The following is a 21,787-nucleotide window of genomic DNA, read 5'->3' on the forward strand; positions in this document are numbered from 1 at the left end:
GATTGTGGGTAGGCCGGGCCGCCTGCCCGGCCTACCCACAATACTCATCAAATATCGACAACATGAACGGCACCGCTAAAGAGTGACGTGAACCCGAGGGGAGAACGTCGTACGTCTCATTCGCAGGCTGAAGCGCGTGCTTCCTGATTTGGGTAAACATAAGCGATTAATGCGGCTGTCAATAATCCTCTGGGAGTAAGATTATGGGTCATTCACCTGAGATTCCGTTTTGTGCCTATGTATCCCTGTGGGGTGAGGATGTGGGTTCTTTAGCTAGGCGGTTCCTGCCTCCTCAGTATCTTCAGGGAGAAATTCTGGCTATAGTCGGTCCGGTTCTGGTGTATCTCATCAACGAGTACCGACTGCAGGATCAGCTTGACGGGGACTCCCCGCAGAAACGTTACCGGGACTTCGAGGCCTTAGCCCGTCAGAAGGTGATCCCTGATGTCGCCTCCAGGTTCCCGGAAGTTCTTGAGCGCCTTCATTCACGGCTCGACTCTCTTGAGTCCCTGTGTGCCACGGTGCGTCAGCGCTTCAATGACGACTATGAGTCACTGGTAGCCGAGTCAATCATTCCGCCGGAGGCCTCCGATCTTCTCCAGATCAAACCGATGGGAGACCTTCACGATGGAGCCGCCACGTGCAGGCTCTCCCTGAGTGGGGACGCGACTCTGTACTACAAGCCCCGGGAGTCCTCCGGTGAGCTCCTGGTGCAGGCGGTCTCCGACACGGTCGCGGCGGCGGCCGGCATGAGTGCGCTTCGAGTAACGCCACGGCTCAGTGCTTGTTCCGGGTACTCCTGGGTGCAGGAGATAAAATCCGAGCCGTGCTCAAATAAAGACGCGGTGAACGCCTACTACGAGAGAGTGGGGCACCTGCTCCTCGTGGCCTACCTGGTCGGGCTGACGGACCTTCACCATGAGAACATCCTGCCCGGAGCCGGCACCCCCTGCGTCGTCGACGCCGAGACCATGTTCAGCACCCCGTTGCGGCAGCCTGTCTCCATCACGCAGGCGATGCGCGATGTCAACGGCTCCATCATGTCCTCCGTCAGCGGCTCAGGCATGCTTCCCGTCGGTACCGGTAACGAGATGTACGGGGGTGACGTCAGTGGACTGTCCCAGGGCAGGTGGCAAAGAGAGTCGCGGGCGCTTGTCAACCTCGGCCGCGACGACGTCAAGTTCACCAAGCAGGTTCTGGAGCACACTGACACGTCCCATCTGCCGCACGTCGTCGAGGACGGTGAGTCCACCGCTCTGCAGCCGATGAACCACGTCGATGCCATAGTCCGGGGCTTCACGAGGTCTTACAGGGCGGCGGTAGAAGCCCGACGGGATATTGCTCTGCTGGTGGCCGACCGCGCCCCCAACGTCCAGTGCCGGCTTCTCGCCCGCAGGACCGCTGAGTACAGCATGTTCATGAGCTACCTGTGGTCCGTCACCAGGATTGGTCGGCAGGAGGAGATCTATGAGTACCTTCGCCGCCGGTCCGAGGGCCTTTCCGAGCAGGTCGTCTCCTCTGAGATTGCCCAGATGAACGAGGGCAGCATTCCGATCTTCTGGTGCTCGGGAGACTCCACGGACGTCTATGACCCGAGCGGGGCGTTGGTGGCCAGTCTGGAAGCACCTCCTACCCACGGCGTGTACTCGGTCCTTGACGCGCTTGGCGACGATGACCTTGCCCTCCAGCAGAGGCTCATCCGCTTCGCCTTTGACAGCGAAACGACGCTGTCTCTCCAGAGTCCCCGGCGTATGAGGTACGAGCGCGGGCTCCAGACACCCGCGCACTCTGCGTACGAGGGGGCGAAGGACCTTTACAGGACAATATGCAAGTCTGCGGTCAGCTCCGAGTCGGACGGCTCTGTCAACTGGCTGAGTCTGGCTGTCGACGACCACGACGCGCTGGAGCTGCGCCCGCTCGCGGGGTCGCTCTACTCGGGAACACCGGGGCTCGCGGTGGGGCTCCTGAGCTACCGTGAGCTCACTGGCGACCGCAGCATGGATCCTGTGCTGCGCAGCATCGGCCGGGAGGCTCTCGAGTCCTACAGGCGAGGTCTAGCCGCGAAGCAGGCGCTCTTCTCCTACTACAACGGGACCCTGGGGTACCTTCCTGTTCTTCGAGCTCTTGGCGCCCAGGGCCTGACAGACGCTGACGCGGACCAGCTGACCCATGACTTCGTGGACACGTGCGCCTCGGTCCCTCTGGACGACCTTGATGCGGACGTCATCGGTGGGGCCGCCGGGACGATCATGGCGCTGGCAACCCTGCCGGACCGTCAGCAGGCCGAGCCGGTCATCGCTCGACTGGCCGACTACCTGGCCGGCCTACGTGACAGCGGCTGGGCCGTTCCCAGACCCCGGGCCATCGACAATGCCAGCTTTGCCCATGGTGCCAGTGGGGTCGCCACCGCGCTGCTTCATGCCGCCGTGGTCACCGGTCGTGACGAGTACCGCGACTCCTGGAGGGCGGCCTGGAAGCACGACGAGCGCTTCCGGCGCGGGGACACCTGGGTGGACATGCGCCGAGACGACGGGCTTCCCAGTGCCAACTGGTGCCACGGACTCACCGGGCTCATGCTGGCCAGGTGCCGGTGGCTTGACCTTGACGACGAGCACGACCTGCTCTCACCCGACGAGCGCGCAGCCGTCAGTGACGAGCTGCTGCTTGCTGCAGACGGGGTCGAGAAGTACGGGCTTGGGCTTGACACCTTTGCCCTCTGCCACGGCGTGGCAGGAAACCTTCTCGCCCTTGAGAACGTCGCCCACCGGCTTCCAGGCAGGTCCTGGGAGGATGAGTGGACGAGCATGAGTAGCTTCGGGATCGCCAAGGACTGGCTGTGCGGCCTGAGTGACCACTTCCAGTCGTACTCCGCGATGAGCGGGCTGCCCGGCATTCTGCACGCACTCGCCGAGCACGCCATGCCGGGCAGTCCCATGTCACCGCTGCTCCTTCCAAGCCTTGACTGGGGTGGTACCCGTGCGCGTTAAGTTCCGGATGCAGACTGGAGAGCAGGACTGCCTTCTTGCCTGCTACTCCATGGCAGTCTCGTCCCTGGGGATCGACCTCCTCCCTCACGAGCTCTACGACGGTGATGCACTGCCTGCGGATGGACTGAAAGCCAGCTACCTGAGGCAGATCGATCAGTCCATCGGCACCCGCACCCGCGCCTACCGGGATCCCGGGGCAGAATGGACACGTGAGGTGTTCACCTCCTTCAATGGCCCGGCGATCGCGCACTGGAACTCGAACCACTTCGTCGTGGTCGCCTCGATGTCACGTACCCACGTCCGCGTGTTAGACCCTGCTCTTGGCAGACTCCGTCTACCGCTGGAGGACTTCTACCGCTCCTTTACCGGAGTGTGGATCCTCGTCGAGCAGGAGCGTCCTCCGGCTCCGGCGCCCCGTTCTCGGCCGCCTTCCGCTGTCCGGGTCTTCTTCTCCCGGCACCTGTGGCTGCTGTTCCTCGGTCTGACGATCGGTCAGGCAGCCTCCATGGCAGTTGCCACCGGGGTGCGTAGTGTACTCGGTGCAGAGTATCTCTGGCCGATCACTATCGGCCTGGGAGTGGTGCTTGTCCTTTTGTACCTGGCGTCCGGCCTGATGCTGACTGCTGCTCAGCGTGGTCTGACGGGCAGGTTTGAGCGGCGCTACTCGGAATCACTCTTCCGCTCGGTGCTGAGGCGCCCCTACCTGTTCTTCAAGAGCCAGACCGTCGGTTCCCTGATCGAGGTCATCAGTCTGCGGGGAACGATCAGGGATGTCATCCTCTCCTCAGCGATCCCAGCTGCCATCAACTTCCTCTCCGTCATGGTCCTGGTGGTCTACCTGGCGTGGATATCCATGCCCCTGACCCTCCTGACGTGCGGGGTATCGCTGCTGTTCAGCATCCTGGCTGGACTTGCCGTCCAGAGGGAGCGTGACGCCAGTCAGAACTATGTCCAGCGCCAGATCGCCTTCACCTCAGCCATTCAGCAGGATATTCACTCTGTGGATGAGACCAAGGTGACCCGGACGGAGGACCAGGTGGCGGCACGCTGGTCAGCGGAGAACAATCGTCTGGCCGAGGCGTTCAAGACGACCCTGGGCGCCCAGAACCTCAGCGCGGGAGTCCAACGCGTCTACTACGGCGTCTCCCTGGTCGTCGTCGCGGCCTTCAGCGTCAGCCTCTACCGTTCGGGGCACGTCGGCATGCCTGATGTGGTGCTGTTCCAGTCGGGGGTGGGCATGCTGGCCGGAGCGACATCGGAGCTTCAGACTTTCTTCGTCTCCTGGGCAAAGGCTGCGGTCTTTGAGCAGAAGCAGGCTCCTCTTCGGGAGGAGCCCGAGGAGCAGCGCCGCGACGTCGTACTCGCTGACTCGCCGGCGTTCATCACGGCACGCGACCTGTCCTGCACCTACCCAGGTGGTGAACCGGTCTTCGCTCCTATCTCATTGACCATCGGTCAAGGAGAGCATGTGGCCATCATCGGGGAGTCAGGGTCAGGAAAATCCACCCTGCTGCACGCGCTCATGGGCCTGCTGCCGCACGACGGAACGGTCCAGTACGGGGACGGGTGGGACCGGTCAGGGTTGGGGGTGGTGCTGCCCGGCATGTCGCTCTACACCGGCACTGTGCGCGACAACCTGGTAGCTGAAGGCGTGGACTGCGCCGAGGCCGACATCTGGGAGGCACTCGCTGCGGTGAACCTCGCGGATACCGTCTCCCGCCTGCCTCGGGGGCTTGACTCCGCTGTCTTCGAGTCCGGCCGGAACTTCTCCTCTGGGCAGGCGCAGCGGATGCTCGTGGCCAGGTCCCTCATACGAGGCCGCCACTGCATCTTCTGGGACGAGGCGCTCAGTGGAGTGGACGCGAGCACGCGCGAGAGCATCTACCGGAACGTCTTCCAGTCCGACACGTACCGTGGCGTCACGATCATCGCTGTCAGCCACCAGATGGATATTCTGAGCCGGGTTGACCGAGTCGTTTATGTCAAGGGCAACCACAGCGCGCCGGTTATCGGCGTGCCGACCGCCCTGGAGCACACGAGCAGGCGGTACAAGAGGTTCGTTGCCAGCGCTAATCTGCTCGCCGCATAGACGTGCAGCCGAGCGCCCTCTCCTTTCGTCGGCGCGGAAGGCGTCCTCAGCCCCCTCGGGTGTCGGATCGCTCAAGCGCCACGGAGGTGGCCAGGACGACGACGGCGCTCAGGGCCGCACTGATACCGACCGTGACGGCAGCACTCGTCCAGGTGAGCTCCTGGGCGGCGAAGACAAGGGTGGCACCCTCGCTGGTCGCGCCGATCTGCGTCGTGCGGGTGACCAGGGCGTGAGGCAGGAGCCAGGCCGCCGGAATGTGCAACAGCAGCGCCGTCGTCCCCGCTCCTGTCAGCACCAGGCCGATCGCCACTGGCACGGCGAAGGACCGGGTGAAGGCCGACAGACCCGACTGGAGAGCGCACACGGGCGCGCAGGCCACCGCGATCAGCAGCCCCGCCACCAGGTACCGCAACGGCAGAACGCCCGGCAGCCCGAGGACGAGTGACCCGACGGCGGTCGCGGCCAGCACCAGGACGAACTGCATGACGGCCGCGAGCAGCCAGGAAGCGATGGTCTTGGCCGCCACCGTCCTCCACGTGGGGACGGGCGCGCTCATGAGTGCCAGCCCGTTGGACCCCTGGTGCTCAACCCGCCAAACGAGGGACGCCAGGACGCCGAGGGATACGGGGAGCAGCACCATCCCGTAGAAGCCGATGGACCGCACCCATAGGAGCTGCCAGTCCGTGGGACGCACGAGCACGCACGCGCAGAGGACCGAGACCGTCGGCAGCACGAGTACCACGCCCCAGCTCGCCGAGCGGCGCAGCTTGAGGAACTCGATGATGATGGAGGACATCTCACACCCCCTGATGATCGAAACAGCTAGTGACCAGAGCAAACAGCGCGCCCCCGACGCAGGTCAGAACCGTGAGGCCGACCAGGTGCATATCCAGGTCGATCAGATCCGTGCCGGCGAAGTCCGCCGGGACGATGAGCCCGTAGGCGGTCCACGGGCTCAGGTACCGCGCCCACATCGGCATGGTCGGAGCGAAGACGCTGAGGAGAATGCCGATCAGCCCCACCGCCAGCGGCCCGAGCTGGTTCTCCACCCGCGCCGAGGCGAGCAGCTGCGCGCCCAGCACGGCGAGGTTGATGACCGCCAGGCCCGCTACCAGTGCGAGCAGCCGGGGAACCGGCACCGGTGCCGTCAGTCCGACGGCGCGGCCGACGATGACCACGAGCGCTCCCCAGGCCGCCGGGATGGGGGAGATGAGCAGCCCCAGGGCAAGGAGCTTCGCCCGGCACAGCCGGCCCGGGGTGGTGCCCGCGGTCGCCGAGGACATCCAGCCCTGCCCCGAGTGCTCCACCTCCACCTGACGGCTCGCCATGACGGCCAGGAGAAGCGGCGAGGTCAGTCCGACGGCGCCATGGAGACTCGCCATGAGAAGCCGCCACCCGTCGCCGTCGGCGTCGAACCGGTGGTCGACCAGCCCCGAGTTCAAGGCCGACAGAACACTGAGCGCGCAGACCCCCAGCAGGAGGAGCGCGGCGATGAGCCCGATCCTCAGGTGGTGCATCTTGGCGTACTCGTTGCGCACGGTGCGCACTGTCATGGAGGTCCTCATAGCCCGCCTCCTCGGGTGAGGGCCATGAAGACGTCCTCCAGGGTCCGCTCCTCCTGGCGGACCTCGTGCACCCCGATGCCCTCGCGGACCAGGAGGGCGACGACGTCGGCCGTGGCCTGCTGGCTCAGGCCCGGGACGCGCAGGAGCCCGTGCTCGTACGCGGACGCTGTACCCCGAGCGGATAGGAGGTGGGCGGCAGCAAGAGGGCGCGAGCAGGCCAGAAGCGTGTCCGGCACGGAGGTGCTCATGAGCTCGGCGCGCGTGCCCTGGAAGAGGAGCCCGCCGCGCGAGACGATCCCCAGCACGGTGGCGACGCGGTCGATCTCGCCCAGCAGGTGGGAGGAGACGATGACCGTGACGCCGTCGGCCGCCAACGACCTCAGGAGCCGGCGGATCTCCTCGATTCCGGCGGGGTCGAGGCCGTTCGTCGGCTCGTCGAGGATGAGCAGCGAGGGCCTGCGCGCCAGCGCCATGGCGATGCCCAGGCGCTGCTTCATGCCCAGGGAGTACTCGCGGACCCGCTTGTCCATCTGCCCGCCCAGGCGAACGGTGTCTACCGCATGCTTGACGTACCGGTCGGGAAGATCGAGCAGGCGCTGGACGATCCTCATGTTCTCGGCGCCGGTGAGGTGCCCGTAACCGGGTGGGGACTCGATGAGCGAGCCGATATGGGCCAGGTGCCGGCGTCGAGTGCTCCGGTTCATCGGCTCCCCGCCGATGAGCACCTGGCCGGCGCTCGGCTGTACCAGGGACAGCAGCATCTTCATGGTCGTGGACTTGCCCGAGCCGTTGGGGCCGAGGAATCCGTAGACGGAGCCCCGCGGTACGCGCAGGTTGAGGCGGTCGACGACGGTCCGCTGCCCGTAGCGCTTGGAGAGATCGATGGTGCGTACGAGGTCGTTCATGCCCCGAGCCTCCCCGCCGGGGCGGCCTCCCGCCTCCGCCGCGAGGAGCAGCCTCGACTATGCAATGCGCATAGAGGGGGTTGAGGGTGGTGGTGCCGCTCTGAACCTGATCCGCCCATCAACCGGCGGGCTCCCGTTGACACCGGCGAGGCCTGCGGCGGTATCGACAACCTACTTTCTGGTCGAGAACTGCGCTTTCTCGCAGGCAGCTGGGCCCAGGTCGCTGCGATTCGCAGACATCTCGTATGTTGTTCTGGAGGCGTTCACACGGCGTTCTCCAGTGTCAGCAGCGCATACTTCACGTCCAATCCCCCGATGTAGCCGCCTAAACTGCCATCAGTGCGCAGCACGCGGTGACAGGGCACCACCACCGGCAGCGGATTCGTCGCGCAAGCGGTTCCGACCGCGCGGACAGCCTTCGGGTTGCCGACGCACTCGGCGACCTCCTTGTAGGACTGCGTGTGTCCGTAACCGATGTGCGGGAGGTATCGCTGGACGACCTGGCGGAATCCCGACGACAACGTGTAGTCCAGCGGAACGTCGAACACACGCCGTCTACCTGCGAAGTACTCGTCCATCTCGGCGGCAACTACATCAAGTCTGCGGGGTGCTTCCAGTACTCGCGGGCTGATCCTGGTTGCCAACGTCTCCAGCGCGGTGTCGAATCCTTCACGTTCGAACGCCACTCGTACTAGGCCGTTGTAAGTCGCCGCGAGCAGCAGCGGGCCGACGGAGGTGTCGATAGTGCGGTAAGCGACTTCCAGTAGACCATCGCGATCAGCCGCGGCTGTGAGTCGGGCGTGCAATCTGTCCAGATCGACACGATCGACCGGGAATGGGGGGGCCATGTCCGCCGTCTGCTCGGTGTCGGCAGGACGAATACCTTCTCCTTTGGTCATATCGGTCATCGAAGTGCTTCTCTCGTCTGTTCTTCCGCGTAGATCTTTCTCAAGTTCCTGATGCCGTCGGCCGTCGCACGACGCACCGCCTCGGTGCTGCCGCCGATCAGCGCTGCTGTCTCCGCATGTGGGAGCCCTCCGAAGTAGTGGTAGGCGACGGCGAGGCGTTGGCGCTCCGGGAGAGCTGCGACAGCCGACCAGACTCCATGCTCGTCTTCATCGGGATTCCCAAGCGGTGACCGCTGCTCGGGAAGATCCTCGGCGGGAGTCGCGTGACGCGCCCTGGCTCGGAGGATATCGATCGTCTTGCGCTGGGCGACACGGACCAGCCAGGCTTCGATGTTCGTGTCGTTGCTCAGGTCCGGCCAGGCGCGCAACGCGGCCAGGAAGGTTTCCGACCAAGCATCTTCCGCGTCTGGGCTTGGACCGAGCACGGCACGACACACTCGGAACACGGTCTCTCCATGTTCCTTCACGGCTTGTTCGAACGGATCTTTCATCTTCATCCCAAGGTATACGTAGGCGCCGGGGGAAATGCGAGCCCGGCAGTCTCAGGTCGCTCATGGCGACAAGATTCCGCTGCCGACCTTGATGGGATGGCCGACGAGCGAGTGAAGAACGGCTGTCCAGGTCGGGAGGCGGCCTGGACAACCGTCGCTACTCACCAGGGGACGATGCCGTCGCTGTCGATGAAGGTACCTGAGCGTGCGTCGTCGGGCAGGGTGGCGGCAGACACGACGACCTTGGCGGCTTGCGTCACCGTCAATGGCGCTTGCTCCCGGTTGATGGGAGTCAGGTCGGTCTGTACGAATCCGGGGCAGACCGAACTGACCTTGATCGAGGTGTCGGCCAGTGCCTTGGCGAGCATGATCGTGATGCTGTTGAGGGCTGCCTTCGAGCTCTGGTAGGCGGGCACGATCATGTCGTAGTAGGGGGAGCGTGGATCAGTTTGATCGGTGAGCGATCCCATTGTCGACGACACATTCACGATCCGCCCCTGTGGGGACCTTCGTAGTTGAGGGAGGAACGCCTCCAGCACGGCGACCGGTCCGAAGACGTTCGTAGCGTACGTCTGCTGGAACAGGCCCAGATCGACAACTTCAGCGGCCTGGCTGGTTGCTTCCGGGAGCACACCGGCGTTGTTGATCAGAATGTCTAATCCACCGTGATGCTCGTCGATCCAGGCGGCTGACCGACGGATGGATGGTGGGTCAGTCACATCGAGTTGAACCGCGGTCGCCCCGCCGCCGATTCGACGTGCGACCTCAGCCCCATCGCCCGCTTGACGAGCGCCGACGACGACGGTCATACCTTGACCGGCCAGTTCCTCGGCGACGGCGCGACCCAGGCCGCGATTACCTCCCGTTATCAGGACTGTGGTCATAATTCCTCCTCCTGGAGTGCTAGTGAGCGCGGGTTGCGCGCATTCACCGGGTAGTCGCGTCAGAGACTCGAAACGTGAGATGCGTGTGAGCAGATGCTCGAACGCATCGTCAATGTCAGAGGAGCAACGGTGACCATGCCTTGTGCTTACGGCTCCGCGTACCCGTTGGGCGGCTCGTCCCGATCCGCCCGGCCTGCGTCTTTACGCGGGGTGACCAGGCCCGACTCGTAGGCCAGGACGACCGCCTGCGCCCGGTCCCGCAGCCCCAGCTTGCTCAGGATCCGGCTGACGTGAACCCGTACCGTCCCCTCGGCGACGCACAGGTCGTGGGCAATGGCCTCGTTGGACAGCCCGCGTGCAACGCGCGCCAGAACCTCGCGCTCGCGGGCGGTCAGGTCCTCCAGGGCCCGAATACGGTGATCGCCGTCGTCGACCACTGGGGGCGGGAGGGCGAAGTGCTCGATGAGCCTGCGGGTGGTGGAGGGCGCCATGACCGCGTCGCCGGCGTGCACGTGGTGGATGGCGGCCATGAGCTCCTCCAGGGACGCGTCCTTGAGGAGGAAGCCGCTGGCGCCCGCCCGGATCGCCTCGTAGGCGTACTCATCGAGGTCGAAGGTGGTCAGGACGATGACTCGGGGGCCGCCGGAACCGCCCTGGACGATGGTGCGCGTCGCTTCGATCCCGTTCATCCGCGGCATGCGCACATCCATGAGGACGATGTCCGCCTCGACCCGCTCGATCAGGTCGACGGCGGCGCGTCCGTCCTCCGCCTCCCCGACGACTTCGACGCTCTCCTGGGTCTCCAGCAGCATGCGGAAACCGAGTCGGTACATCTCCTGGTCGTCGACGAGGATGAGTCGAAGAGTCATGCGTTCTCCTCAGTGCGTTCCGGTGCCGACTCTGGAGACGCCAGGGATTCTGGGGACTCCGCCTCCGACCGCTCCTCCCACGGCAGCACCGCTCGGAGGCGGAAGCCGCCGTCTCGAGGTCCCGCCTCCAGGCTGCCTCCGTGGGAGGTGACCCGCTCGCGCATGCCCCGGAGGCCGTGACCGGGAACCGCTGGCACGGCGCTCGCCGCGGGCAGGCCTCCGCCGTCGTCGAGGACCTCGACGACGATGCCCGCGGGCTCCCGGCGCACACGGACCTCGACGCTGCTGACGGTGCCGGCGTGCCGACGCACGTTGGCCAGTCCCTCCTGGACGATCCGGTAGACGGTCAGGCCGATCCCTGCCGGCAGGTGCAGGGCGTCCGGCATCTCGAGTTGGACCGGAAGACCCGTGCCCCGGGCCTCGGCCACCAGCTCCGCCAGATCCCGCTCGCCGGGCTGAGGGGCATGCGGAACCTCGTCCTCGCCACGCAGGACGGCCAGCATCCGGCGCATGTCGCCCAGGGCCTCACGCCCCGTGTCACGGACGCGGTGCATGGCCACCGCCGCCCGGTCCGGATCCGAAGCGGCCGTCGCTGCCGCGCCGTCGGCGACGACCACCATGACCCCCAGGCCGTGGGAGACGATGTCGTGGATCTCGCGGGCGATTCGTGAGCGCTCCTGGCGCTCGGCCTGCTCGTGGCGCAGCGCGGCCTCGCGCAGCCGGTACTCGGTGTTGCGCGCCAGGGCGGCCAGGTGGGCGCGGCGCGTGCGCTTCAGCACGCCTGCGGTCCAGGCCCACAGGACGGCGACGACGCAGAGCGCGGGCAGACTCAGGCGGCTGTACCCCATTCGGAGCACAGGGATGAAGGCCGCAATGACCCAGGCGACGACGAGCGCCGCGCAGGGCAGGGAGATCGCCGATCGCCTGGCGGCGGCCAGGTGGTGGACCAGCAGCGCCAGCAGGAGGTCCGCGGGAAGGACACTGGATCCGGGGCCCATCGGGAGCTGGGCCCCGGCGAGGAGAATCGCCACCGTGAAGGCGGCCGTGGGGGAGTGGTGTCGCAGGAGCCAGCACAGCCCGAGTCCCGCACTGACTGTCTCCAGCAGCCACAGCTGCGCTGTTGAGGCCGTGGTGACCGGCAGGACGAGCTGGTTATAGGCCAGGATGAGGGCGAGCACTGTGAGGTCGACGGCGCGGCGGTGACGCTCCAGCCATCGCTGGGGCCAGGGCGCAGAAACCTCCCCCGGGCTCGACGATGGCTCGGGCCTGTGCTCCATGCCTTCAGGCTACGGGGCAGATGCCGGCCGTCGTCGATATCGTTAGCCTGAGCCCGGGTGCACTGCACGAGCCTCGGGGTGCACTGGTCAGGGGTTGTCCGTACTCCACGAGACCCCGACCCTCGTGGAGTGCACCCACCTCCCGGCCAGCAGCGCCCGGACCTCGTGCAGTGCGGGCGAGATGATCGCAGGGTGCCGGTTGGGACTCGGAGCGCCGCACCTCGTCGTCGGACCTACAGGTCCCCGACCTTCTGGAGGCGCTGGAGGCTGAGCCAGCCCACGGGGATCGGGATCCAGAAGGTCACCAGGCGGTAGACGATCGCCGTGGACAGCGCCACCCCGTAGGGGACGCCGGCGGCGACGAGCCCCGCGGTCAGGGCGAGCTCGACCGGCCCGATACCGCCGGGGGAGGGCACGATCGAGCCCACCGTGTTGGAGGCCAGGTAGGTGATGGCCAGGACCGCGAAGGGCACCGTGTAGCCGAAGGCCCACAGGCTCGCGCTGAAGGACAGAATGTAGGACAGGCTCAGCATGAGCGCGCCGCCCACCCCCAGGGCCAGGCGCACCGGGTTGGACATGACCCACACGAGTCGTGGCCACACCTGGCGGTAGGTGGGCTCGATCTTTGCCCACGTCCAAGCGCGCGCCCGGGGAACGACCAGCACGACCGCCGCCAGGACCACGATCACGCCCGCCGCGACCAGCATCCAGCCCGACGGCAGGGTCAGCCCCGTGGACTGCCCGGTCATGGCCGCCAGCACCACGAGCAGCACCACCGTGACGATGAACTGGACCACCTGGACCAGGGCCACCGTGGCCACGCCGACCGCCGTCGGCACCCCCTTGCGGTTGAGGAAGCGCAGGTTGATGGCCGCCCCGCCCACACCGGCCGGTGCCACGAGCGAGACGACGGCGCTGGCCAGGTGCACCTCGGTGGAGCGCCACAGTGAGAGCCGTGCGGGGCTGAAGGCCACCAGCGTCAGCCCGGCGCCCACGTAGGTCGCCACGGAGAAGGCCAGGGCCGCCAGCATCCACCAGACGTTGGCCTGTGAGACGGCGGCGCTGACCTGCTGGAAGTCCATCCGCGCCATCAGCGTCCACCCGGCGACCAGCCCGACCACAACCAGGAGGACAGTGCGTGTGGAGAAGCGGCTGAGGCGGGCCGGCTCGGCGTCGGCCGTGGGTGTGAGCGCCACGAGGGCGTCGCGCAGGTCCTGGAGCACCTGGCGGCTGGCTCCGCGCCTTCCCATGACCTCGCGGGTCTGGCGCGGCAGCGCCACCCGCTGGAGCATGGGGGCGATCGAGGCCAGTTGCGCGGTGGTCAGCGAGCGGGAGGCTGCGTCGATGGCCCGCTCGGCGCCCACGGTCAGGGCGGTCAGGGCCAGGGTCTGGGCCAGGTCCACGCGGCGGGAGAGCTCGGAGGAGATCGTCTCGCCCGAGGCCCAGTCCAGGAGCCACAGCCGCCCGGTCTCGTCGAGGACGACGCTCGAGGCGTCAATGCTCCCGTGCGCGAGTCCCGCGGCGTGGGCGCGCTGGAGCTGGTTCCACAGCTGGTCCAGGATGTCGTTGTCGACCTCGGCCCCCAGGTCCTGGATGGAACGGGCACCGACGACGTGATCGGTCACCAGCAGCACTGACTCGGCGGCCTCGGCCATGCCCAGCAGGCCGGGGGTGCGCACGCGGGCGCGGCGCGCCTCCATCGTCATGAGCGCGGCGTGCTCGGCCGCGGGGCGCAGGGACAGGTCGCGGGTGGGGGACAGGCCCTTGACGCGGATCTGGTCCCAGATGTTGGACAGGAACCCGGCCACCTGCCGGTCGGAGTCGAGGAGGGTGACGTTGCGGCGCTCGCCGGCCGAGTCCCACACGGCGTACATCCGGTGGACCGAGGCCCGCTCCTGGGACAGGGCCTCGCTGGAGGCCTCGGCCAGGACGGCGGCCAGGTCGACGTCGGTGGCCGGTCTGATCGTGTTGGCGTCCGCCGATCCCGACGACGTCGGGTCGAGCGGGGAGGCGGCCGGTCCGGGAGCTGTATCCTTGGTCGCTGCGGTGACTGGCTCGGTGTCCGGCGTGGACACAGGCCCGGTGGAAGGCTCGGCGGCTGGGTCGCCGGCTGGGTCGGCGACCCCGCCGAAGGGGTGAGCGGGGGGCGGCGTCTCAACCGCGGTCTGCGGGTCGGTCGGCACTTCGTCGACGCCGTCCGTCGAGGCGGCAGACGCCAGTGAGTTCTCCCGCACCTGCTCACGGACCTGCTCGGTGTAGCCCAGAGGCGCGTCAGTGGTGACGGTCCAGGCGCGCGCCTCTGGGGCCCGGTCCATGCGGACCACGCGCACTGCGTCGATCCCGGCCCGGCGCAGCGCGCGCACGAGCGTGACCCCGTGAGCCCGGCGGTCCTCCACCCCGAAGACGTAACGGACCAGCAGGCCGACGGCGCGGCCCAGGAGCAGGGACAGTACCGCGCCGGGCAGGGTCAGGGCGCCGCGCAGGACCGCCAGGCCGAGGACCACCCACATCGCCGCCCAGCCCGAGCGCATCGTGGTCGAGCTGTTGCGGTCGCCGGCGCCCGTGAGCAGGCCCGCCATGGAGGCGAAGACCGTGGAGATGCCCAGCTGGGCGGTGCCCGAGGCGGTGACCGTCAGTCCCATGACCAGGGCGGTCGGCCCCCACGTGACCAGGCCGGTCATGGCGGCGAAGGCGACCACGTACCCGGCGAACCCCGACAGGACGGCCTGGCCGCAGGAGCGCCAGGAGCGGCGCAGGAGGCGGTCGAGCAGCACGGCCAGCGGCACGATGAAGGTGGTCAGGCCCTCAATGGCCTGCAGGGGGAAGACGAGGATGCGGCGCAGCACCACCGCCAGGGCGTTCTGGACGTCCTGGGTGACGCCGGTCGTGGTCTGGCGGGCGTAGATCGCCAGGATGAGGACGGCGCCGATGCCCAGGAGGGTCAGGGCCAGGTCGAGCAGGTCCTCGGTGCGGCGCAGGCGGCGCGCGGTGGTGTCCACCAGGAGCGTCGTCGAGCGCGGGGCGGTGGACTCGGGTACGGGGGAGGGCCCGGGCGCCGGAGCAACGCCGATGACCGGGATGCCGACCGGTGAGGTGGAGGCCGACCCGGCCGACGGCGTAGAAGTGGCTGATGGGGCGACGGCGTTGGGCGGCTCGACGAGCGTCGGGGCATTGCCGAGTCCGCCGGCCGGCGGGGGTGAGCCTGGTGCCGCATCTGTCATGAAGCCGATTCTAAGAGGCGAGCCTGTGCAAGCCCTCCTACGCGGGAAGGACCCGCGTGCAGAGGTGTCGATGCCAAAGTAGTTTGCGCTACAAACTCAAAGGCGCTATCCTGAAGGTGGTTTGAAACGCAAACCACTCTGAGTGAGGGGGTTCATGATGAGTGCTGCGACTCAGCACCACGAGGTTCCGGCGGGGCCTGAAGAGGCTCTCGCTGTCGTTGACGCCCAGCGGGAGAGCTATCTCAAGCGCCACGAGGTCAAGCCGGCTCCGCTCCTGGTCGCCTGGGGGCTGGCCTGGCTGGTCGGCTATGCCGCGCTCGCCCTCTATCGCGAGCCGGACTACGGCCTGCCGCGGGCGCCGTACCTGTTCTTCTGCAGCTGCCTCGCGGCGGCCCTGCTCTTTACCTTCGCCTACATTGTCCCCAAGGTGCGCGGCATCCGCGGCCGAAGCAGCCGAGAGGGCACCTACTACGGCCTCGCCTGGGCTCTCGGGATGCCGCTGGGCGCCATCATCCTGAGCCGGGTGAATGCCTTCCTGGCCACCGTCAACACGGCTGAGGCCAACGAGGTCGCGAGCCTGGTGTCCAACGCCGTGCCCTGTCTCATCGTCGGCGTCATTTTCCTTATGAGTGCCGCGCTGTGGGACGAGATGGTCATGGGGGTCCTGGGCGGCTGGATCCTCCTGGTCACCCTGGTGGTCACGATTGCCGGTATGCCGTGGGCCTGGTGGATCATGTCCGTGGCTGGTGGGGGTGGCATGCTGGTGGCCGCCGTCGTCAGTGCCGCGGCGAGAGTGAAGCGAGGTGCGTGACATGTCCAGCGAGGCGCGGATGGGGCGGCCTGGAGGGGCGGTGGGCTCTGGGACGTGGGCGGCGAGGCCGGCCGGAGTGGCCGCCTCCGGCGTCGACATCGATCCGGTCATCCATGCCCAGGCCCGCCTGCGGATCATGGCGACCCTGGCGGCCGTGCCCGTTGGGGACGAGCTGCACTTCCCTCGTCTGCGCGAGCTGCTGGACATGACGGCCGGCAACCTGTCCACTCACTTGTCCAAGTTGGAGGGGGCGGGCTACGTCCAGCAGAACAAGACCTATGTCGGACGCAGTCCCGCCACCTACTTGGCGCTGACCTCCGAGGGGCGGGTCGCCTTCGAGCGATACGTGCGCAACCTGCGTGCCCTGCTCGACGCCTGAGGTGGAGCTCCTGAGTCCTGACAGTTTAGTGCCCGTTTGGGGTGTCAGATCTCGGGGGCGATGTCTAGCGCGTTGAGGATGGTCTGGGCTTGGGGCGTGAGTGGGTGGCTAGCGGTGATCGTCTGGCCGGCTAGGTGGATCTGGGCGGTCTGGATTGGTTTGAGTGTATGGATGATCTTCTTGATTGATGTGCCGGTGGTGTCTTGGAGGTAGCGGGCGACGGCGAGAGCGGTGATCACCATGGTCAAGTGCGCTTCGATGGAGTCTTTGCGGTGGTGGAAGATCGGGCGGGCGCGCAGGTCGTGCTTGCTCATTCGCCATGACTGCTCCACGTGCCACAGGCTCCGGTAGGAGCTGACGACCTCAGCAGCATTCATGCGCTTACTTGTCATATTGGTGACATAGCCCTTCAGGCCCGCTGTTGCGCGGGCCCGCTTGAGGGATGCCTCATCAAGTGACAAGTGGTCTGCGGATCCCTTCACGAACCTGGGGCGGCGGGCAGTCTTCTCGCCGTCGATCACAGCCTTGGCCTTATTCTCCTGCGCCGTCAGGGTCGTGTTGTCGTGGGCGAAGCGCTTGGCGCTGTAGTGCCACACGACCCGCCACGACTCCGGGTTGTCCTGCGGCGTCCAGGCCGGGCGGCTCCTGACCTTCGACCTGCCCTTGAGAGACTTGATTCCCTTCCTGGGAGTGGTGGTCTCGATGATCTGGCCATCGGTATAGGCCTCACCGTGGAAATGCGTGTGCTCGGCCAGGTCCCAGGGCGCCTTGGTGGTCTTGGACCCGACGATGAACGACAAACCAGCCTTATCCAAGGCGGTCAGGTTCGTGTAGGACATCATGCCGGCATCCGCCACCACCACCAGGTCTGCCGGATCGACACCATGGGCGTCCAGGAAGCCTTGGACCGTGGGTACGATGGTCTTGGTCTCGGCGTGGTTTCCTTCCCAGCACCCCACCTGGAGGGGGAAGCCGCCTCTATCGACGAGCATGCCGACCGTGATCTGCGGATCTACCCTGCGCTCTTTGGAGAAACCGACCTTGCGCAGGTCATCCTCCGTCTCCGTCTCGAAGTACAACGTGGTCACGTCGTATAAGACCAGTGAGAGGTCACCGCAGGCGTTGACACGCTTGTAGAGGGCGGCCTGGATACTGCTCCTCCAGTCATTGTCGACGCAACTGGCCAGCGACCGGTAGAGCGTACGGACCGTCAGCGGCTGAACCCCGATCTCGCCCAGCACCCGCGGAACCTGCGCCTTGCTGGTGGGCTCCACCAGCCGTGCGAAGACCATCTGCTTAAAGCCCTCATCGCCGTCGACCGCCTCGCCCAGACCAAGGACCTCCCAGGCATGAGACAGGACCTGGATCAGCAGCGCGCTCGTCGTAGCGCCCATCAGGGCGCTGCCCGACACGATCGGCTTGGGCGCGCCGACCAGGGCTTCCAGGTCCAAGCTCGTCTGGCCCGCCTGAGCGATCTGGCGAGCCTTTTCCATCAGGACGGCGAGCTCGGCCTCATCATGAGCCGAGCCAACGTGCTTAACCATGCGCCTACCGCGGCTCTTGAACACGACCTTGACCGCCGTCGCCCCAGAAGACGTCACATAAGTGTTGATCGAAGGCGTCACCCACCAACCCTACACACCCCGAATTAGTGCCCGAACCAACTCAGCCACCCGCACAATCCCAACGAAAACCCACCACCAACACCTTCAACCAACAAAAAAGTCAGGAGTCAGGCTCGACGCCTGAGGTGGAGCTGTCTGATCTCGACCAGGGGGTACTAGTGATCGCTCGGCCGATGCCGCATCTCCCTAAAACTAGCTGACCTGAGAACGCCTGCACTTACCTGTGCCATTGGCGGTCTCGATTGACACTGCCGGCATGGGTACGGTGATGGAGTCGGCGTGCTCGGCGCTGCTGTTGCGGGGCCGTCTTGCCTCCTCACTTCTGAGTCACTTGCCTGGGCGGGAACCTAGGGCCGGTCTGGTCGTCTTGGATGCGATAGTGGGCCAATGGAAGAGCTCTGGCCGGTGCAGGTGTTCATGGGCGACATCTGTGCTTAAGCACCGTCGCCAGCCGAGACGGAACCGCAGAATTCCGGGGATCCCCGCCGAGTATGTCGATGGCTGGGGTGCCAATGTCGGCTGTGTGGACAACGAGTCGCGCGCGTGATCGCGTCTGGGACCTTTGCGGCAGATCTTGATGCCCTGTCTCTATCTGCCCCTATCTGGCCCCTCCTGACTTCTGCGCAGGGTCCCGGTGGCACTGCCTCAACGCTGAGGTTGGCCCGAGCCCTTTTCTCGGGGTGGCCTACTGCACGAGGGTGGGGGTGTGCTGGCCAAGGGTTGTGCCTACTGCACGAACCCCCACACCTCATGGAGTATCTCCGACCCTTGCCCAGTGGCCCCCGACCCTCGTGCAGCACACGCAAGGCACCACCCAAGCGACCGAGGCATCCTCCTGCTGGGTGGGTGAGCGCCGACAATCAGACCCGATCCCTCCGCCGCACCTGCGTCTTCAGATGTCACGATATTTGAAACTCTCAGACGTCATGAGACAACACGCTGCTGTGGCAGGCTCTGCGCGGAGCCCACGTCCATCTGGGCTGGGGGAGGCTATCGGTGGCGATTGGGCTTGTGGTCGGATAGTTGCCGCTCGTGTGATTGAGTCGGCCGATTCGCGGACTGTATGCGTTCCCTTTCGAGACCTGCTTCCACCTCATTTAATGAGGCATACATCAATTCCCGGACCCGTTCCAGGCCGCGCTGCTGAGTGAGCTCCTCACGACGTTCAGGGTGATCGTTGTAGAACACTAAGAGTTTATGTAGTTGCTCGCACCCGAGAGGTAAGCCGCCTATTGAGAAGTAGATCGTCTCGCTACTCGTTGCCAGTAGGACGCGGGGAACTCCTCTTATCGTTCTGTATTTCAGAAACGTAGGTGAAGAGTCCCAGGAGACGAATTTGTGACGAATCCCTGCTGGCCGCAGAAAAAGACCGTGAGGAGATACCTCGAAGGCGGGAGCTCCGGGGCGATACAAGGGAGTAGCGGTCCATGCTGATGCACAGAAGGCTGTCAACAGGAGTGAGAGCCAGAACGCTCTGGCATCACCCGACTCGTCCAGGTCGGAGAATACTGCGAGACATAGAGACAACAGTGATGACAAAGTCATCATTGAGTTCACAAGAATCTCGCCAGTCTCGCACAGCCAAGACGGAACGAATTTGACACGAGTTCCATCACAGCGCCAACGTCGTTCTGCGTGGCGTATTTGTGCGTATATAATGCATCTGTGGAGTCCATAAGCAATGCAGGAGCAACCTACGAGCATCAGCCATGCGGTGAATGCGATGGATGAGTGATAGGCAAATGACAGGAGCACCAGACCAGCCCCGGTCATCAGTATTATAAAAGCCTCCAGGCCCCTTACCTGGTCTGCATGTCCATAATTTTGCACTGCGGATTTGTCTCCATCCATGGGGAAGAGCTTCTGAAATAGAGTCATTCAAACACGCTCCTCCTTGAGTTGAGGTGATGGTCTCTCACCGTCAGCCGGTTCAAGTCGACCGAACACGGGCATGGTCGCTACATCCAGTTCGTGTGTCGCCCCACGTACCCGGAAGCGAAATGCTATGCATCAGCCACCCCGTTCTTCGCGGAGCCCGCGGTATCCTGCGCCCAGTTGGTCGTGCCGTCCACTGCCTTCGATGCTCCATCTTTCACTTCTTTCCAAGGGTGGTTGATCTGTTCACGATACTTCAGTGGAACCATGTGGTTGTAGGCCCATCCAGCACCTACAGCCGCAACAGTGCCTGCTGTGATCACTGTCGCGGCAGCGACTTCCTCTGGAAGCACGGCAGCTGCGCCGATACCCGCGACGGTCGACACCTCCACTTCTGCGGCGGGAGTTCCCATGGCCAAATCGGGCTCTTCGCAGTCGAGGGTGTAGTCGGGGTTGCTGCGTCGTTCCCGGTGTAGGGGTCGAGGTCTCCCGAGGATGGAAGCTGACGCTGTCCATCCGGGAGACCTTGACGTGCCTGACGTTACTTTCGCTTGCCCTGACCTGAGCACGGTTTGTCGGCTTGATGAGCGTGGTCTTGAGGTCACGGGGCAGCGGCTCGAACCCGACCGTGCGGTGCTGGCTTGCCGTGTCGTTGGTCCCGACCAGTAGTGGTGTCGCCGGTGCGGCTGTGAAGGCGTGCCGCGTGACAGTGTGATCCGGAGGCCGGTGCACGAGCCGTTCGGGTGGCTGGCCGACCGTGCTGGAGGTGACTCTGCGCCGTTACCGGTGCACCGGCTGTGGGCACGTATGGCGTCAAGATGCCGGCCGTGCCGCCGAGCCGCGGGCCAAGCTGTCGCGACGTGGGCTGCGGTGGGCACTGGAAGGCATCGTGCACCAGCACCTGACCGTGGCCCGTGTCGCCGAGGGTCTTGGGGGCGCATGGCATACGGCGAATGAAGCGGTCCTGGCCTAGGGAAAGCGGGTGTTGATCGACCACCCCGACCGGCTCGACGGCGTCATCGCGATCGGCGTGGACGAGCACGTGTGGAGACACACCAGGCGCGGCGACAGTGGAGAAGAAACGCGTCATCGGACCCCGACTGACCACCAAACAAGGCCTGCGTGATTGAACAACTCGGTGGCCCTCGAGGAATGGCTACGGCGTCAAATATCAAGCTGCTGAGAGTCATCACCAAGGCATCCTCGCGCGGCGCGACCGACTTCGCCGACGCGATCACCGCCGCATTGGCGCAGCAGACCGTCGTCGTTGCCGGAACGGCCGCCGCCGAACAAGTCCTTCCCGGGTTGGCAGCGTCGTTGCGGCAGGTCCTGGACCAGCGGGCCGAGCTCGCTGGTCAAGTCGAGAAAGTTGTTGATGCTCACCCTCTTGTCGAGGTCCCTGACCTCGATGCCAGGCGTCGGGGTCAGGACCGCAGCACGGATCCTCCTCTACGTCGGTGAAGCCTCCCAGTTCCCCACAGCCGGACACCTCGCCGCCTACGCCGGCTTGGCGGCGGTCACCCGACGCTCCGGCACCAGCATCCGAGGCGAGTTCCCAGCCCGCTCCGGGAACAAGCGCCTCAAACGAGCCCAAGGCAAGAAACACAACGCCGCACTCATTTGCCTGTCCCGCCGCCGCGACGTCCTGTTCGCCATGCTCCGCAACTAAGAGCCCTACCGCGTACCTGCCCCAGCACCCGATCCTCTCGCGGCTTGACGAGGAACATATGGATATCCCCCCATTACCAGAAGCTGATGGATGTGTGCCGAGCGCTGGGGTGGTGACGCCCGAGGATCCATACCCGACGTGGCAGACAGCAGCCGCGCCAGTGGTCATCGCGCCGCTGTTCGTCTTATACGACCACACCTTTCACCCTGCGGGCAGTTTCACGAAAGAGGAG

Annotated in this window: 17 protein-coding genes and 1 pseudogene; 6 read left to right on the plus strand and 12 right to left on the minus strand. The window is 65.7% G+C overall.

All coding sequences use genetic code 11. The features are described 5' to 3' along the window. The first annotated feature begins 203 nt into the window (after positions 1-203). Both BQ8008_RS11620 and BQ8008_RS11625 read left to right on the plus strand, forming a co-directional pair. Positions 204-2,987: a type 2 lanthipeptide synthetase LanM family protein gene (locus tag BQ8008_RS11620; protein ID WP_108834128.1), complete on the plus strand. Its 2,784-nt coding sequence runs from the start codon at positions 204-206 to the stop codon at positions 2,985-2,987. After that, the gene (locus BQ8008_RS11625; protein ID WP_159086799.1) at positions 2,977-5,076 is read left to right on the plus strand and encodes a cysteine peptidase family C39 domain-containing protein; all 2,100 of its coding nucleotides are present in this window, start codon (positions 2,977-2,979) and stop codon (positions 5,074-5,076) included. Before BQ8008_RS11620 ends, BQ8008_RS11625 begins: the two co-directional genes overlap by 11 nt. 46 nt (positions 5,077-5,122) lie before the next feature. Here the strand turns inward: BQ8008_RS11625 and BQ8008_RS11630 are convergent, their stop codons facing one another. The 9 genes from BQ8008_RS11630 to BQ8008_RS11670 all read right to left on the minus strand — a co-directional run bounded on the left by BQ8008_RS11630 (position 5,123) and on the right by BQ8008_RS11670 (position 15,196). Beyond that, entirely contained in the window at positions 5,123-5,872 is a 750-nt protein-coding gene (locus BQ8008_RS11630; RefSeq protein WP_108834130.1) for an ABC transporter permease, read from the minus strand. Position 5,873: 1 nt separating this feature from the next. Beyond that, entirely contained in the window at positions 5,874-6,641 is a 768-nt protein-coding gene (locus BQ8008_RS11635) for a lantibiotic ABC transporter permease (protein ID WP_108834131.1), read from the minus strand. Continuing rightward, a complete protein-coding gene (locus tag BQ8008_RS11640; RefSeq protein ID WP_108834132.1) occupies positions 6,638-7,546 on the minus strand; it encodes an ABC transporter ATP-binding protein in 909 nt (302 codons plus the stop codon). The genes BQ8008_RS11635 and BQ8008_RS11640 overlap by 4 nt, the downstream gene beginning before the upstream one ends. A 263-nt stretch (positions 7,547-7,809) precedes the next feature. Then, positions 7,810-8,454, minus strand: a complete 645-nt coding sequence (locus BQ8008_RS11645; protein WP_108834133.1) for a methylated-DNA--[protein]-cysteine S-methyltransferase — start codon at positions 8,452-8,454, stop codon at positions 7,810-7,812. Then, positions 8,451-8,951 carry an RNA polymerase sigma factor gene (locus BQ8008_RS11650; RefSeq protein WP_108834134.1) on the minus strand — a complete coding sequence of 167 codons (501 nt, stop codon included), beginning with the start codon at positions 8,949-8,951 and terminating at the stop codon, positions 8,451-8,453. The genes BQ8008_RS11645 and BQ8008_RS11650 overlap by 4 nt, the downstream gene beginning before the upstream one ends. Before the next feature lie 155 nt (positions 8,952-9,106). Next, positions 9,107-9,829 carry an SDR family NAD(P)-dependent oxidoreductase gene (locus BQ8008_RS11655; RefSeq protein ID WP_108834135.1) on the minus strand — a complete coding sequence of 241 codons (723 nt, stop codon included), beginning with the start codon at positions 9,827-9,829 and terminating at the stop codon, positions 9,107-9,109. A gap of 146 nt (positions 9,830-9,975) precedes the next feature. Beyond that, positions 9,976-10,698: a response regulator transcription factor gene (locus BQ8008_RS11660; protein ID WP_108834136.1), complete on the minus strand. Its 723-nt coding sequence runs from the start codon at positions 10,696-10,698 to the stop codon at positions 9,976-9,978. Next, positions 10,695-11,975, minus strand: a complete 1,281-nt coding sequence (locus BQ8008_RS14010; protein ID WP_108834137.1) for a histidine kinase — start codon at positions 11,973-11,975, stop codon at positions 10,695-10,697. Before BQ8008_RS14010 ends, BQ8008_RS11660 begins: the two co-directional genes overlap by 4 nt. Before the next feature lie 233 nt (positions 11,976-12,208). After that, positions 12,209-15,196 carry a lysylphosphatidylglycerol synthase domain-containing protein gene (locus BQ8008_RS11670; protein WP_108834138.1) on the minus strand — a complete coding sequence of 996 codons (2,988 nt, stop codon included), beginning with the start codon at positions 15,194-15,196 and terminating at the stop codon, positions 12,209-12,211. A 157-nt stretch (positions 15,197-15,353) separates the two neighbouring features. On the opposite strand from BQ8008_RS11670, the gene BQ8008_RS11675 reads away from it, so the two are divergent. Both BQ8008_RS11675 and BQ8008_RS11680 read left to right on the plus strand, forming a co-directional pair. Then, complete coding sequence (locus tag BQ8008_RS11675) at positions 15,354-16,007, plus strand: hypothetical protein (RefSeq protein WP_108834946.1); 654 nt, start codon at positions 15,354-15,356, stop codon at positions 16,005-16,007. Between the two features lies 1 nt (position 16,008). After that, positions 16,009-16,386: a winged helix-turn-helix domain-containing protein gene (locus BQ8008_RS11680; RefSeq protein ID WP_108834139.1), complete on the plus strand. Its 378-nt coding sequence runs from the start codon at positions 16,009-16,011 to the stop codon at positions 16,384-16,386. A 44-nt stretch (positions 16,387-16,430) separates the two neighbouring features. Here the strand turns inward: BQ8008_RS11680 and BQ8008_RS11685 are convergent, their stop codons facing one another. Together BQ8008_RS11685 and BQ8008_RS13380 are read right to left on the minus strand one after the other, a co-directional pair. After that, positions 16,431-18,011: an IS1634 family transposase gene (locus BQ8008_RS11685; RefSeq protein ID WP_108834022.1), complete on the minus strand. Its 1,581-nt coding sequence runs from the start codon at positions 18,009-18,011 to the stop codon at positions 16,431-16,433. Between the two features lie 2,003 nt (positions 18,012-20,014). Further along, the gene (locus BQ8008_RS13380) at positions 20,015-20,299 is read right to left on the minus strand and encodes a hypothetical protein (RefSeq protein ID WP_159086800.1); all 285 of its coding nucleotides are present in this window, start codon (positions 20,297-20,299) and stop codon (positions 20,015-20,017) included. 82 nt (positions 20,300-20,381) lie between these two features. Here BQ8008_RS13380 and BQ8008_RS11690 point away from each other — a divergent pair. After that, positions 20,382-20,955: pseudogene (locus BQ8008_RS11690) on the plus strand (ISL3 family transposase); the annotation flags it as partial. Between the two features lie 95 nt (positions 20,956-21,050). Here BQ8008_RS11690 and BQ8008_RS14145 read toward each other — a convergent pair. After that, positions 21,051-21,269: a hypothetical protein gene (locus BQ8008_RS14145; protein WP_442778226.1), complete on the minus strand. Its 219-nt coding sequence runs from the start codon at positions 21,267-21,269 to the stop codon at positions 21,051-21,053. Between BQ8008_RS14145 and BQ8008_RS11695 the strand changes: the two genes are divergently transcribed. Next, the gene (locus tag BQ8008_RS11695; RefSeq protein WP_442778227.1) at positions 21,262-21,555 is read left to right on the plus strand and encodes an IS110 family transposase; all 294 of its coding nucleotides are present in this window, start codon (positions 21,262-21,264) and stop codon (positions 21,553-21,555) included. The two genes, BQ8008_RS14145 and BQ8008_RS11695, sit on opposite strands and share 8 nt — an antisense overlap. The last annotated feature ends 232 nt before the right edge of the window (positions 21,556-21,787 follow it).

This window comes from Actinomyces sp. Marseille-P3109 (assembly GCF_900323545.1).
Taxonomy (GTDB): domain Bacteria; phylum Actinomycetota; class Actinomycetes; order Actinomycetales; family Actinomycetaceae; genus Actinomyces.

What these genes read in the sequence shown, in the direction of transcription:
- BQ8008_RS11620 (WP_108834128.1), top strand. Translation starts at nt 204, where the DNA reads ATGGGTCATTCACCTGAGATTCCGTTTTGTGCCTATGTATCCCTGTGG.
- BQ8008_RS11630 (WP_108834130.1), bottom strand. Translation starts at nt 5,872, where the DNA reads ATGTCCTCCATCATCATCGAGTTCCTCAAGCTGCGCCGCTCGGCGAGC.
- BQ8008_RS11635 (WP_108834131.1), bottom strand. Translation starts at nt 6,641, where the DNA reads ATGAGGACCTCCATGACAGTGCGCACCGTGCGCAACGAGTACGCCAAG.
- BQ8008_RS11640 (WP_108834132.1), bottom strand. Translation starts at nt 7,546, where the DNA reads ATGAACGACCTCGTACGCACCATCGATCTCTCCAAGCGCTACGGGCAG.
- BQ8008_RS11645 (WP_108834133.1), bottom strand. Translation starts at nt 8,454, where the DNA reads ATGACCGATATGACCAAAGGAGAAGGTATTCGTCCTGCCGACACCGAG.
- BQ8008_RS11650 (WP_108834134.1), bottom strand. Translation starts at nt 8,951, where the DNA reads ATGAAGATGAAAGATCCGTTCGAACAAGCCGTGAAGGAACATGGAGAG.
- BQ8008_RS11655 (WP_108834135.1), bottom strand. Translation starts at nt 9,829, where the DNA reads ATGACCACAGTCCTGATAACGGGAGGTAATCGCGGCCTGGGTCGCGCC.
- BQ8008_RS11660 (WP_108834136.1), bottom strand. Translation starts at nt 10,698, where the DNA reads ATGACTCTTCGACTCATCCTCGTCGACGACCAGGAGATGTACCGACTC.
- BQ8008_RS14010 (WP_108834137.1), bottom strand. Translation starts at nt 11,975, where the DNA reads ATGGAGCACAGGCCCGAGCCATCGTCGAGCCCGGGGGAGGTTTCTGCG.
- BQ8008_RS11670 (WP_108834138.1), bottom strand. Translation starts at nt 15,196, where the DNA reads ATGACAGATGCGGCACCAGGCTCACCCCCGCCGGCCGGCGGACTCGGC.
- BQ8008_RS11675 (WP_108834946.1), top strand. Translation starts at nt 15,354, where the DNA reads ATGAGTGCTGCGACTCAGCACCACGAGGTTCCGGCGGGGCCTGAAGAG.
- BQ8008_RS11680 (WP_108834139.1), top strand. Translation starts at nt 16,009, where the DNA reads ATGTCCAGCGAGGCGCGGATGGGGCGGCCTGGAGGGGCGGTGGGCTCT.
- BQ8008_RS13380 (WP_159086800.1), bottom strand. Translation starts at nt 20,299, where the DNA reads ATGGGAACTCCCGCCGCAGAAGTGGAGGTGTCGACCGTCGCGGGTATC.
- BQ8008_RS11695 (WP_442778227.1), top strand. Translation starts at nt 21,262, where the DNA reads ATGCTCACCCTCTTGTCGAGGTCCCTGACCTCGATGCCAGGCGTCGGG.